This is a genomic window from Streptomyces sp. NBC_01352 (genome assembly GCF_036237295.1).
GTDB classification, from domain to species: Bacteria; Actinomycetota; Actinomycetes; order Streptomycetales; family Streptomycetaceae; genus Streptomyces; species Streptomyces plumbiresistens.
Window position 1 is genome coordinate 6,339,925 of sequence record NZ_CP108354.1, and the last position, 11,167, is coordinate 6,351,091.

General features: G+C 69.4%; 14 protein-coding genes. 6 read left to right on the forward strand and 8 right to left on the reverse strand.

Annotated features, from left to right (window positions below; genetic code table 11):
• Window positions 1-81: 81 nt before the first annotated feature.
• Window positions 82-438, reverse strand: coding sequence for a hypothetical protein (locus OG252_RS29600; protein ID WP_329339920.1), 357 nt, complete (start codon window positions 436-438; stop codon window positions 82-84).
• A gap of 21 nt (window positions 439-459) precedes the next feature.
• On the reverse strand, window positions 460-2,151 hold the full coding sequence (locus tag OG252_RS29605) for a sodium:solute symporter family protein (RefSeq protein WP_266438334.1): 1,692 nt from the start codon (window positions 2,149-2,151) through the stop codon (window positions 460-462).
• A 188-nt stretch (window positions 2,152-2,339) separates the two neighbouring features.
• On the opposite strand from OG252_RS29605, the gene galT reads away from it, so the two are divergent.
• From galT to galK, 3 genes are read left to right on the forward strand one after another with little or no spacing between them, the layout of a single operon-like run.
• On the forward strand, window positions 2,340-3,401 hold the full coding sequence (galT, locus tag OG252_RS29610; RefSeq protein WP_266438337.1) for a galactose-1-phosphate uridylyltransferase: 1,062 nt from the start codon (window positions 2,340-2,342) through the stop codon (window positions 3,399-3,401).
• Window positions 3,398-4,360 carry a UDP-glucose 4-epimerase GalE gene (gene galE, locus OG252_RS29615; RefSeq protein WP_266438339.1) on the forward strand — a complete coding sequence of 321 codons (963 nt, stop codon included), beginning with the start codon at window positions 3,398-3,400 and terminating at the stop codon, window positions 4,358-4,360. The genes galT and galE overlap by 4 nt, the downstream gene beginning before the upstream one ends.
• Before the next feature lie 38 nt (window positions 4,361-4,398).
• Window positions 4,399-5,562 (forward strand): galactokinase, encoded by a 1,164-nt coding sequence (gene galK / locus OG252_RS29620; RefSeq protein ID WP_329339923.1) that lies wholly within the window; start codon window positions 4,399-4,401, stop codon window positions 5,560-5,562.
• On the opposite strand, the gene OG252_RS29625 is transcribed toward galK, so the two are convergent.
• Complete coding sequence (locus tag OG252_RS29625) at window positions 5,555-6,010, reverse strand: GNAT family N-acetyltransferase (protein WP_266438343.1); 456 nt, start codon at window positions 6,008-6,010, stop codon at window positions 5,555-5,557. The two genes, galK and OG252_RS29625, sit on opposite strands and share 8 nt — an antisense overlap.
• 261 nt (window positions 6,011-6,271) lie before the next feature.
• Between OG252_RS29625 and OG252_RS29630 the strand changes: the two genes are divergently transcribed.
• The gene (locus tag OG252_RS29630; RefSeq protein WP_266438346.1) at window positions 6,272-7,045 is read left to right on the forward strand and encodes a LuxR C-terminal-related transcriptional regulator; all 774 of its coding nucleotides are present in this window, start codon (window positions 6,272-6,274) and stop codon (window positions 7,043-7,045) included.
• A 61-nt stretch (window positions 7,046-7,106) separates the two neighbouring features.
• Here OG252_RS29630 and OG252_RS29635 read toward each other — a convergent pair whose 3' ends face one another.
• Window positions 7,107-7,604, reverse strand: coding sequence for a MarR family winged helix-turn-helix transcriptional regulator (locus OG252_RS29635; protein WP_266438349.1), 498 nt, complete (start codon window positions 7,602-7,604; stop codon window positions 7,107-7,109).
• Between the two features lie 118 nt (window positions 7,605-7,722).
• Here OG252_RS29635 and OG252_RS29640 point away from each other — a divergent pair, with 118 nt between their 5' ends.
• Together OG252_RS29640 and OG252_RS29645 are read left to right on the forward strand one after the other, a co-directional pair.
• The gene (locus tag OG252_RS29640) at window positions 7,723-8,541 is read left to right on the forward strand and encodes a trans-aconitate 2-methyltransferase (protein ID WP_266438351.1); all 819 of its coding nucleotides are present in this window, start codon (window positions 7,723-7,725) and stop codon (window positions 8,539-8,541) included.
• The gene (locus tag OG252_RS29645) at window positions 8,541-8,924 is read left to right on the forward strand and encodes a VOC family protein (protein WP_266438354.1); all 384 of its coding nucleotides are present in this window, start codon (window positions 8,541-8,543) and stop codon (window positions 8,922-8,924) included. Before OG252_RS29640 ends, OG252_RS29645 begins: the two co-directional genes overlap by 1 nt.
• Here the strand turns inward: OG252_RS29645 and OG252_RS29650 are convergent.
• From OG252_RS29650 to OG252_RS29665, 4 genes are read right to left on the reverse strand one after another with little or no spacing between them, the layout of a single operon-like run.
• On the reverse strand, window positions 8,899-9,147 hold the full coding sequence (locus OG252_RS29650) for a type II toxin-antitoxin system RelE family toxin (RefSeq protein WP_266438357.1): 249 nt from the start codon (window positions 9,145-9,147) through the stop codon (window positions 8,899-8,901). The two genes, OG252_RS29645 and OG252_RS29650, sit on opposite strands and share 26 nt — an antisense overlap.
• Entirely contained in the window at window positions 9,144-9,395 is a 252-nt protein-coding gene (locus OG252_RS29655; RefSeq protein ID WP_266438359.1) for a type II toxin-antitoxin system Phd/YefM family antitoxin, read from the reverse strand. Before OG252_RS29655 ends, OG252_RS29650 begins: the two co-directional genes overlap by 4 nt.
• Before the next feature lie 41 nt (window positions 9,396-9,436).
• Window positions 9,437-10,114 (reverse strand): TetR/AcrR family transcriptional regulator, encoded by a 678-nt coding sequence (locus OG252_RS29660; RefSeq protein ID WP_329339930.1) that lies wholly within the window; start codon window positions 10,112-10,114, stop codon window positions 9,437-9,439.
• Entirely contained in the window at window positions 10,111-11,121 is a 1,011-nt protein-coding gene (locus OG252_RS29665) for an acyl-CoA desaturase (RefSeq protein WP_329339932.1), read from the reverse strand. Before OG252_RS29665 ends, OG252_RS29660 begins: the two co-directional genes overlap by 4 nt.
• Between the last annotated feature and the right edge of the window lie 46 nt (window positions 11,122-11,167).

Genomic DNA, 11,167 nt, shown 5'->3' on the forward strand with positions numbered 1-11,167 from the left:
ACGAGCCGGGTGACGTCCGGATGACTCGGGGCGGGGGCGGCACCCCGTATCGCCGGGCTGTGCCGCCCCCCGCCCCGAACCTCACTGCGCTGTTTCGTCCCCCGGCACCGCGTCCGGCGGCGGCGGAGCCACCGGCCGCAGCTTCAGCCAGACCAGGAAGAACACGCCCAGGGCGAGCATCCCCAACCCGGTCCACAGGTTGATGTTGACGCCCGCGGCCTTGTCGATGTCGGCGTCGGACGCGGTGAAGCCGGCGATCGTGACGATGACGCCGTAGACGACGAACAGGCCGCCGATGATGCGGCGGATGTCGAAGAGGCGGGCCGCGGTCGCGGACTTGGTCTGCAGTTCGGAGACCTCCCGCAGGACGTCCTTCTCGGAGAGCCCGCGGTGTTCGGGGTGCCCCTGGTCCTTGGAGTGCTCGGAGTGCTCGGACATGGTTTCTCCATCCTCCCGCGGTCAGAACGAGAACGGGATGTAGCAGGCGGCCGCCAGGATCACCGCGCCCCAGCCCAGCAGGGCCGGCTTGCGGTACCAGGCGTCGTCGCCGACGGCGGGCGGCTCGGACATGCCGGGGGAGGTCGTGCCGTAGACGAGGCCCTGGAGATCCTCGGCCGGCTTCGGGGCGGTGAAGATGGTCACGGCGATCATGACGACCGCGCCGGCCACGAATCCGGCGATCGCGGAGACGAAGTTGGCGCCCTGGTCGGAGGGGATGTCGATGATGCCCTGCTTGTAGATCCAGAAGTAGTTGACCATCGCCGCCGTGGTGCCCGCGAGCAGTCCCCAGAAGCCGGACTTCATGGACGAGCGCTTCCAGAACATGCCGATGATGAAGACGACGAACATCGGGACGTTGAAGAAGGAGAACAGCGTCTGGAGGTAGCTCATGATGTTCGAGAACGACGAGGCCAGGAACGCCGTGCCGATCGACGCCAGGACGCCGAGCGCCGTGATCATGCGGCCGAAGCGCACGTAGTACGTGTCCTCGCGGTCCTTGACCACGTACTTCTGCCAGATGTCGGTGGTGAACACCGTGTTGAAGGACGAGATGTTGGCGGCCATGCCCGCCATGAACGCGGCGAGGAGGCCCGTCACCGCGATGCCGAGGACGCCGTTGGGGAGCAGCGCCTCCATCAGGTAGGGGATCGCGTCGTTGTACTGGAGGTCCGAGCCGGACGTGCCGATCTTCGGGACCAGGACCGCCGCCACCAGGCCCGGGATCATCACCAGGAAGACGATGAAGATCTTCGGGAACGCGGCGATCAGCGGGGTGCGCTGGGCCGCGGAGAGGTTCTTGGCCGACAGGGCGCGCTGGACCTCGGCGAAGTTCGTCGTCCAGTAGCCGAAGGAGAGGACGAAGCCGAGGCCGAGGACGATCGTGAGCCAGTTGGCGCCGAGCGGGTTCTCGTTGCCGATGCCCGTGCCGCCCCATGAGGTCATGAAGTCGGCGCCGTGTGTCTTGGTGAGGGAGTCGGACAGACCGTCCCAGCCGCCGACCTTCTTCAGACCCAGCACGGTCAGCGGGATCAGCGCCGCCAGGATCACGAAGAACTGGAGGACCTCGTTGTAGATCGCGGAGGAGAGGCCGCCGAGGGTGATGTAGGCGAGGACGAAGGCGCCGGCGACCACGATCGCGACCCATTCCGGCCACCCCAGCAGCGCCTCTACGACGATCGCGAGGGCGTAGAGGTTGACGCCGGCGATCAGGATGGCGGCGAAGGCGAACAGGATCGAACTGAGCAGGTGTGCTGCCTTGTCGAAGCGCAGCAGCAGGAACTCGGGGACCGAGCGGACCTTGCTGCCGTAGTAGAAGGGCATCATCACCAGGCCGAGGAAGACCATGGCCGGGATGGCGCCGATCCAGTACCAGTGGGTGGTGTAGACGCCGTACTGCGCACTGTTGGCGGCCATACCGAGGATCTCGGTGGCGCCGAGGTTCGCGGCGATGAAGGCGAGGCCGGTGACCCAGGCGGGCAGGGAGCGGCCGGAGAGGAAGAAGTCGAGGCTGGTCTTCACCGAGCGGCGGGCGGCGAAGCCGATGCCCAGGACGACGACGAAGTAGATGCCGAGGATCGTGTAGTCGAGCCAGTTCGTCGGGAGTCGCAGCTCGGCCGCCATATATGTGGGGCTATATGTGGGGATTTGCATAAGTACTCGCTTCGTTGCGTGAACCGATCCAGAGCGGAACCTACGCCTCCGCGTTCAGTGATTGAACACTCTGGGCGACGCTTTTTGTTTGATTGTGATGTTGACGGTTGTGGTGAGTTGTGTTTCGATGTGTTTAGTTCTGTTTGATGATTCGGTGATGATTCGGTGGCTCGAATGAGGAGTCCGGCGTGAAGAAGACCTCGACCCGACTGGCCGACGGTCGCGAGTTGATCTACTACGACCTGCGTGACGACACCGTGCGGGACGCGGTCGACCGCCGTCCCCTGGACCCGACCGTCACCACGTCCGAGGTCCGCCGGGACGTGCTGCTCGGCGACGCGGTCGCCGTCGCCTCGCACCGCCAGGGCCGCATCTACCACCCGCCGGCCGACGAGTGCCCCCTGTGCCCGTCGCGGGGCGAGCGGCTGAGCGAGATCCCGGACTCGTCGTACGACGCCGTGGTCTTCGAGAACCGTTTCCCCTCGCTGGCCGGCGACTCGGGCCGCTGCGAGGTGGTCTGCTTCACCTCCGACCACAACGCGTCCTTCGCCGACCTGACGGAGGAGCAGGCACGGCTGGTCCTGGACGCGTGGACCGACCGGACGTCGGAGCTGTCGCATCTGCCCTCCGTGGAGCAGGTGTTCTGTTTCGAGAACCGGGGTGCGGAGATCGGTGTGACCTTGGGTCACCCGCACGGCCAGATCTACGCCTACCCCTTCACCACCCCGCGCACCGCGCTGATGCTGCGTTCAGTGGCGGCTCACAAGGAGGCGACCGGAGGCGAGAACCTCTTCGACGCCGTCCTGGAGCGCGAACTCGCCGATGAGCGGGTCGTCCTGGAAGGGGAGCACTGGGTCGCCTTCGTGCCGTACGCGGCGCACTGGCCGTACGAGGTGCACCTGTACCCGAAGCGCCGGGTGCCGGACCTGCTCGGCCTGGACGAGGAGGCGCGCACAGAGTTCCCCAAGGTCTATCTGGAACTCTTGAGGCGCTTCGACCGGATATTCGGTGAGGGCGAGTCTCCGACGCCGTACATCGCCGCCTGGCACCAGGCGCCGTTCGGTGCGCTGGAGGAGTTCGAGGGCGTCAGCCGGGACGACTTCGCGCTGCACCTCGAGCTTTTCACCATCCGCCGCACTTCCGGCAAGCTGAAGTTCCTCGCGGGCTCCGAGTCGGGCATGAACGTGTTCATCAACGACATCCGGCCGGAAGCCGCGGCCGAGCGACTGCGAGAGGTAGCGAGTTCATGAGCGGCAAGTATCTGGTCACGGGCGGTGCGGGGTACGTCGGCAGCGTGGTCGCCCAGCATCTGCTGGAGGCGGACCACGAGGTCGTCGTCCTCGACAACCTCTCCACCGGCTTCCGCGAGGGGGTGCCGGCGGGCGCCACCTTCGTGGAGGGCGACATCCGCGACGCCGCCAAGTGGCTGGACTCCTCCTTCGACGCCGTTCTGCACTTCGCCGCCTCCTCCCAGGTCGGCGAGTCGGTCGTCAAGCCCGAGAAGTACTGGGACAACAACGTCGGCGGCACCATGGCCCTGCTCGGCGCCATGCGCGAAGCGGGCGTGCGCCGGCTGGTCTTCTCCTCCACGGCCGCCACCTACGGCGAGCCGACCGAGGTGCCCATCGTCGAGTCGGCGCCGACCCAGCCCACCAACCCGTACGGCGCCACGAAGCTCGCGGTCGACCACATGATCACGAGCGAGGCGGCAGCCCACGGACTGGCGGCGGTCTCCCTGCGCTACTTCAACGTGGCGGGCGCGTACGGCGCGTACGGCGAGCGCCACGACCCCGAGTCGCACCTCATCCCGCTCGTCCTCCAGGTCGCGCAGGGCAAGCGGGACGCGATCTCCGTCTACGGCGACGACTACCCGACGCCGGATGGCACCTGCGTCCGCGACTACATTCACGTGGCGGACCTCGCCGAGGCCCACCTCCTCGCGGTGCGGGCCGCCACCCCCGGCGAGCACCTCATCTGCAACCTCGGCAACGGCAACGGCTTCTCCGTCCGCGAGGTCATCGAGACGGTCCGGCAGGTCACCGGCCACCCGATCCCCGAGGTCGTGGCCCCCCGCCGCGGCGGCGACCCGGCGGTCCTGGTGGCCTCGGCCGCCACCGCCCGCGAGAAACTGGGCTGGAACCCGTCCCGCGCGGACCTCGCGGGGATCGTCGCGGACGCGTGGGACTTCGCGCAGCGGCGGGGCAAGTAGTACCAACGAGTGCGTACGGAAAGGTCAGGGGTCAGGGCATGAGCGAGGCTGTCGCAGGGGCTGTCGCCGAGCGGTTCGAGGAGCTGTACGGGGCCGGTCCCGAGGGGGTGTGGGCGGCGCCGGGCCGGGTCAACCTCATCGGCGAACACACCGACTACAACGACGGCTTCGTCATGCCGTTCGCCCTGCCGCACATCACGGTCGCGGCGGTGTCCCGGCGCGAGGACGGCGTACTGCGCCTGCACTCGGCCGACATCGACGGCGGCGTCGTGGAACTGCGCGTCGACGACCTGGCCCCGGAGACCGACCGCAACTGGACGGCGTACCCGGCGGGCGTGGTCTGGGCCCTGCGCGAGGCCGGTCACGCCGTCACCGGCGCGGACGTCCACCTGACCTCGACCGTTCCGGCCGGCGCGGGCCTGTCCTCGTCGGCGGCGCTGGAGGTCGTGGTCGCCCTCGCCCTGAACGACCTGTACGAGCTCGGCCTCAAGGGCTGGCAGCTGGCCCGCCTGTGCCAGCGCGCCGAGAACGTCTACGTGGGCGCCCCCACCGGGATCATGGACCAGACCGCGTCCGCCTGCTGCGAGGCCGGCCACGCCCTGTTCCTCGACACCCGCGACCTCTCCCAGAAGCAGATCCCCTTCGACCTGGCCGCCGAGGGCATGCGCCTGCTGGTCGTCGACACCCAGGTCAAGCACGCCCACAGCGACGGCGAGTACGGCAAGCGCCGCGCCGGCTGCGAGAAGGGCGCGGCCCTGCTGGGCGTCGACGCGCTCAGGGACGTGCCGTACGACGGACTCGACGCGGCCCTCGACCGCCTCGGCGACGAGGAGGAGGTCCGCCGCCTGGTCCGCCATGTCGTCACCGAGGACGAGCGGGTCGAACGCGTCGTGTCCCTGCTGGAGTCGGGCGACACCCGTGCGATCGGCCCGGTGCTGGTGGAGGGCCACGCCTCGCTGCGGGACGACTTCCGCATCTCCTGCCCGGAGCTGGACCTGGTGGTGGACACCGCGCTGGGCGCGGGCGCGCTGGGCGCCCGGATGACCGGCGGCGGCTTCGGCGGCTCGGCGATCGTCCTCGCGGAGGCAGCCGACGTCGACACCATCACCAAGGCCGTCCAGGAGGCCTTCGCCGCGGCGGACTTCACCGCACCGCGGGTCTTCGAGGCCGTCCCGGCGGCGGGAGCGCGCAGGCTCAGCTGAGCCGCTTCGTCAGTGTGTACTCCGTGATCCCCGGCGGATAGTCGGGGATCACGCACACCACCTCGTACCCCTGCTTCTGGTAGAACCTCGGCGCCTGGAAGTCCCAGGTCTCCAGGCGTACGGCCGCACAGCCCCGTTCCCGGCGGGCCGTCCGCTCCGCCTGCGCGAGCATCCCGGAGCCCAGGCCCGCGCCCCGGTGACGGTCGTCGACCCACAGGTACGTCACATGGAGCCAGGTCGCCCAGGTGTGGCCGACGAGGCCGCCGGCCAGGCGGTCGGCCTCGTCCAGGATCCAGACGTGCAGCGGGTGTTCGCGTTCGCCGGGGGTGCCGCGCAGGGCGCGCAGTACGGGAGAGGACGCCGTGTTCGTCTCCCGCAGCCGGGTCCGGAGAAGATCGCGCCGTTCCTTGTCGACTTCTGTCTCCATACGAAACATGCGGCTCACCATAAACGCGTCGGACGGCCAGTTCTGCAAATTGCCTTCCGCTCCTGGCCCCCGGCCGTACCCTGATGAGCAGCACCGGTGGGGGCCGGTGCTGATCAGGGGGCGAGACAGTCGGGTACGACGCCCGAAGTGGGGGTAGCAGGTACTGCACGGCGGCGGCCGTGCGGTGACCGATGCCTCCGGGCGTCGTACCCGCGAATCCGTCTTCGTTCTCCCGACCTTGAGGTATCCCCTGCTCTTCAGGAGCTTGGGGAAGGGGGTTTCGTGGTTCGCATCCGAGTCCTGGTCGTCGACGACCATCGCATCTTCGCCGAGTCACTCGCCGCGGCGCTGGCAGCCGAGCCCGACGTGGACGTCTCCGCGGCGGGCAGCGGTCCCGCCGCGGTGCGCAGTCTGGAGCGCGCGGCAGCCGAGGGGCGCCGCTACGACGTGCTGCTGGTCGACGCCGACCTGGGCGGCAACGCCCTGGGTGTCCGGCCCGCCGTACCTGTTCAGGAGGGCAACGAGGACGGCCTCGTCGACGGGATCTCGTTGGTCGTCGGGGTGCGTGCCTCGCAGCCGGCCGTCCGGATCGTCGTCCTCGCCGAGAAGGACGACCCGAGGCGGGCCGCGCTCGCCCTGCAGGCCGGAGCCTCCGGCTGGGTCGCCAAGGACTGCTCGCTGTCCCGGCTGCTGACGGTCATCCGAGGGGTCCTGCGCGACGAGACCCACCTGCCGCCCGCCCTGCTCACCGGCGTCCTGCGGGAGCTGACCGCCGCGCGCAAGCACCGCACCGAGAGCGAACAGCTGGTGGAGTCCCTCACGCCGAGGGAGCGGGAAGTGCTGCGCTGCATGGTCGCGGGGCTGGGCCGCAAGGCCGTCGCCGAGCGACTGTTCCTCTCCCCGCACACCGTCCGCACCCACATGCAGAACGTGCTCGGCAAGCTCGGCGTGCACTCCACGCTGGCGGCCGTCGCGCTGGCGCGGCGGGCGGGCGTGGGTCCGGTCGACCTAGGGCCTGCCGGGCGGATCATGCCGGAGGAAAGCAGCAGTGCCTGATCAACGCGGCAGATGTGCGTGCCGGACCCCGCGTCTCCGGCAGGATCCGCCCGGCAGGCCCTTAGCCGGGGATGTTGTCGAACGGGGCGGTCAACTGGCGTAGCAGTCCGGCCAGCTCGCCCCGCTGGGCGCGGGACAGTTCGGCGAGGATCGCCCGCTCCTGGTCGAGGAGCCCGGCCAGGGCCTGGTCGGCGCGGTCCTTGCCGTCGTCCGTGAGGCGGACCAGCACGCCGCGCCGGTCGCTCGGGTCGGGCAGCCGCTCGACCAGGCCCTTCTTGGCCAGGCGGTCGATGCGGTTCGTCATCGTGCCCGATGTGACCAGGGTCTGGGTCAGCAGCTGTCCCGGCGAGAGCTGATACGGCGTGCCCGCGCGCCGCAGCGCCGTCAGCACGTCGAACTCCCAGGGCTCCAGGCTGTGCTCGGCGAAGGCCAGCCGGCGTGCCCGGTCCAGGTGCCGGGCCAGTCTGCTCACCCGGCTGAGTACCTCGAGCGGTTCCACGTCGAGGTCCGGGCGCTCCCGGCGCCATGCTGATACCAGCCGATCGACCTCGTCCTCCATGACGATCAGTGTAGTGGTTGTGTCGATGTGAAGTCTCTTGACGTCAACACTCTTGACGTCAAGGTACATCGGCGGCAGGCTGGGACGTCGGACACGGTCACGACGAGGAGGCCCGCCCATGCCCGCCACCGCCCCCACCTGGGACCCCGCCCAGTACCTGCGCCACGCCGACCACCGCGCCCGCCCCTTCGTCGACCTTCTCGCCCGCGTCCCCGATCTCCCTGGCGACCCACCCCGCATCGCCGACCTCGGCTGCGGGCCCGGCAACGTCACCACCCTGCTCGCCGACCGCTGGCCCGCCGCGCACATCACCGGGTACGACAACTCGCCGGAGATGCTCGACAAGGCGCACACGGACCACGCCGGCCCCACCCCCGGCGGCGGCCGCCTCGACTTCGCCCACGCCGACGTACGCGGCTGGGCGCCGCCGGAGCCGTACGACCTGATCGTCAGCAACGCCACCCTCCAGTGGGTGCCGGGGCACGTCGAGCGGTTCGCGCAGTGGGTGGCGGGACTCGTGCCCGGCGGCACCTTCGCCTTCCAGGTCCCCGGCAACTTCGACGCCCCCAGCCACCGGCTGATGCGCGAACTCGCCCACTCCGCCCGCTGGAAGGACCGCCTCGCCGACACCCTGCGCCACGGCGACGCCGTCCTCACGCCCGAGGCCTACCTGGAGCGACTGACCGACCTCGGCTGCACGGCGGACGTGTGGGAGACGACGTACGTCCACCTGCTGGAGGGCGAGGATCCGGTGCTCGACTGGGTGAAGGGGACCGGCCTGCGCCCCGTCCTCACCGCCCTCGATGACGACCCGGCGGCCAGGGAGGAGTTCGTGAGCACCTACCGGGCCGCCCTGCGCGAGGCCTATCCGACCGGCCCGCACGGCACGCCCTTCCCCTTCCGCCGCATCTTCGCGGTCGCCCGCAAGGAGGCGTGATGATCACCGCCGTCGACCATGTGCAGCTCGCCGCCCCGCCCGGCTCGGAGGAGCGGCTGCGGGCGTACTACGTCGGCGTCCTCGGCATGACGGAGGTTCCGAAGCCGCCGGTACTCGCGGCGCGGGGCGGGTGCTGGTTCCAGGTGGGGGGTGTTCAGCTGCACCTGGGCATCGAGACCGACTTCCGGCCGGCGAAGAAGGCCCACCCAGGGCTGCGGGTGACGGACATAGGCGCGTATGCGGCCCGGCTGGAGGCCCGCGGGGTGGCGGTCACCTGGGACCACGACCTCCCGGGTCACCGCCGCTTCTACTCCGCGGACCCGGTGGGCAATCGGCTGGAGTTCCTGGAGCCGGTGGTCAGGCCGTTCGGCCCAGGTGGGTGACGAGGATGTGGATCACTTCGTCGTCGATGACGTACATGACTCGGTAGTCGCCGACGCGGAGGCGCCGGATGTCCACGCCGTACGGTGACGAGGCTGGGGGGCGTGGATTGTGCGCTAGTTCGTCGACGGCTTCGTAGACGGCGGCGAGCCCGGCAGGGTCGTCCTTGAGGAACCGTACGGCGGCACTCGTGGCGTTCGGCTCCCAGATGATCCTGTAGGTCACGGACGCAGCCCCAGCATGCGGCCGACCTCTTCGTGCGGGATGCCCTCGCCGAGTGTGCCCTCCGCCTTGCGCCGCTGGTAGTCGGCGACCGCGAGGGAGTCCTCGAGATCCTCTATCACCTGCGGAGAGACGAGAAGCGCGGCCACATGCCCGTGGTCGGTGAGGGCGATGGTCTCGCGGCTGTGGGCCGCGCGGCGCACCAGGTCGCCGAGCTGGGCACGGGCAGCGCTGATCGTGATCTCAATCATGCCACGAAGGTAGCACAAGGTTAATCTAGTGGAACGTTCCTTCAGTTCTTCCGGCGCCCTATCAACCGAGGCTTGGCCTCCAGCCCGTCCAGCCCGTGCCAGGCCAGGTTGACCAGGTGAGCGGCGACCTCGGCCTTCTTCGGGCGGCGGACGTCGAGCCACCACTGGCCGGTCAGGGCGACCATGCCGACCAGGGCCTGGGCGTAGAGCGGGGCCAGTTTGGGGTCGAAGCCGCGGCTCTTGAACTCGCGGCCCAGGAGATCCTCCACCTGGGTGGCGATGTCCGAGATCAAGGACGCGAAGGACCCCGTCGACTGGGGGATGGGGGAGTCACGGACGAGGATGCGGAAACCGTCCGTGTACTCCTCGATGTAGTCGAGGAGTGCGAACGCCGCCTGTTCGCACAGTTCCCGCGGATGCCCGGCCGTCAGCGAACTCGTCACCATGTCCAACAGGCGGCTCATCTCGCGGTCCACCACCACCGCGTACAGCCCCTCCTTGCCGCCGAAGTGCTCGTACACCACCGGCTTGGACACCCCGGCCTTCGCCGCGATCTCCTCCACCGACGTGGCCTCGAAACCCTTGGAGGCGAAGAGGGTGCGACCGATCTCCAGCAGCTGAGCCCGGCGCTCGGCACCGGTCATCCGGGTGCGACGCGCACGCCGCGGCTTCTCATTGCTCGGGGTGCTGCTGGAGTCGGTCGCCACGGCGTCAATCATGCCGCCTCGGCCGTCTCCCTCTCGCGTCGGGAACCGTCCTCACCCGTGTTACGGCGGGAATCGATACGCGAGCGTGACGGCCAGCGCACGTCATAGGCCCAGCCGAGCATCTCGAACCAACGGATGAAACGTGCCGAGGAGTCCAGCTGGCCCCGCTCCACCCCGTGCCGCGCCGACGTCGGGTCGGCGTGGTGCAGGTTGTGCCAGGACTCGCCGCAGGACAGGACCGCCAGCCACCACACGTTGCCCGAGCGGTCGCGCGACTTGAACGGCCGCTTGCCCACCGCGTGGCAGATCGAGTTGATCGACCAGGTGACGTGGTGGAGCAGCGCCACCCGGACCAGCGAGCCCCAGAAGAAGCCGGTGAAGGCGCCCCACCAGGACATCGTCACCAGACCGCCGATCACCGCGGGCAGCGACAGCGAGACGAGCGTCCACATGATGAACTGCCGGGAGATCGTCCGGATCGCCTTGTCCTTGATCAGGTCCGGCGCGTACTTGTCCTGCGGGGTCTGCTCCTCGTCGAACATCCAGCCGATGTGGGCCCACCACAGGCCCTTCATCAGCGCGGGGACCGTCTCCCCGAAACGCCACGGCGAGTGCGGGTCGCCCTCGGCGTCGGAGAACTTGTGGTGCTTGCGATGGTCGGCCACCCAGCGCACCAGCGGCCCCTCGACCGCCATCGACCCCATGATCGCCAGCGCGATCCGCAGGGGCCGTTTCGCCTTGAAGGAGCCGTGCGTGAAGTAGCGGTGGAAACCGATCGTGATGCCGTGGCAGCCCAGGTAGTAGAAGAAGACCAGAAGGCCGAGGTCCAGCCAGCTCACGCCCCAGCCCCACGCCAGCGGCACGGCCGACAGCAGCGCGAGGAACGGAACGGTGATGAACAGCAGCAGCGTGATCTGCTCCAGCGAGCGCTTCTGCTCACCGCCCAGGGTGGCGGAGGGAGTGGGGGTGTCGTCGGGGGCCTTCGAATTGCCTTCGATCACATCGGAGCTCGTGGTCATGCGCGTCCCCTGTGGGGTCTGGGATTGAGGCAGATGCCGGGGCGAG

Bases quoted from the DNA above. Each gene is read 5' to 3' on its own strand.
- OG252_RS29600 (WP_329339920.1), bottom strand. From the start codon at position 438: ATGTCCGAGCACTCCGAGCACTCCAAGGACCAGGGGCACCCCGAACAC.
- OG252_RS29605 (WP_266438334.1), bottom strand. From the start codon at position 2,151: ATGCAAATCCCCACATATAGCCCCACATATATGGCGGCCGAGCTGCGA.
- galE (WP_266438339.1), top strand. From the start codon at position 3,398: ATGAGCGGCAAGTATCTGGTCACGGGCGGTGCGGGGTACGTCGGCAGC.
- galK (WP_329339923.1), top strand. From the start codon at position 4,399: ATGAGCGAGGCTGTCGCAGGGGCTGTCGCCGAGCGGTTCGAGGAGCTG.
- OG252_RS29625 (WP_266438343.1), bottom strand. From the start codon at position 6,010: ATGGTGAGCCGCATGTTTCGTATGGAGACAGAAGTCGACAAGGAACGG.
- OG252_RS29635 (WP_266438349.1), bottom strand. From the start codon at position 7,604: ATGGAGGACGAGGTCGATCGGCTGGTATCAGCATGGCGCCGGGAGCGC.
- OG252_RS29640 (WP_266438351.1), top strand. From the start codon at position 7,723: ATGCCCGCCACCGCCCCCACCTGGGACCCCGCCCAGTACCTGCGCCAC.
- OG252_RS29645 (WP_266438354.1), top strand. From the start codon at position 8,541: ATGATCACCGCCGTCGACCATGTGCAGCTCGCCGCCCCGCCCGGCTCG.
- OG252_RS29655 (WP_266438359.1), bottom strand. From the start codon at position 9,395: ATGATTGAGATCACGATCAGCGCTGCCCGTGCCCAGCTCGGCGACCTG.
- OG252_RS29660 (WP_329339930.1), bottom strand. From the start codon at position 10,114: ATGATTGACGCCGTGGCGACCGACTCCAGCAGCACCCCGAGCAATGAG.
- OG252_RS29665 (WP_329339932.1), bottom strand. From the start codon at position 11,121: ATGACCACGAGCTCCGATGTGATCGAAGGCAATTCGAAGGCCCCCGAC.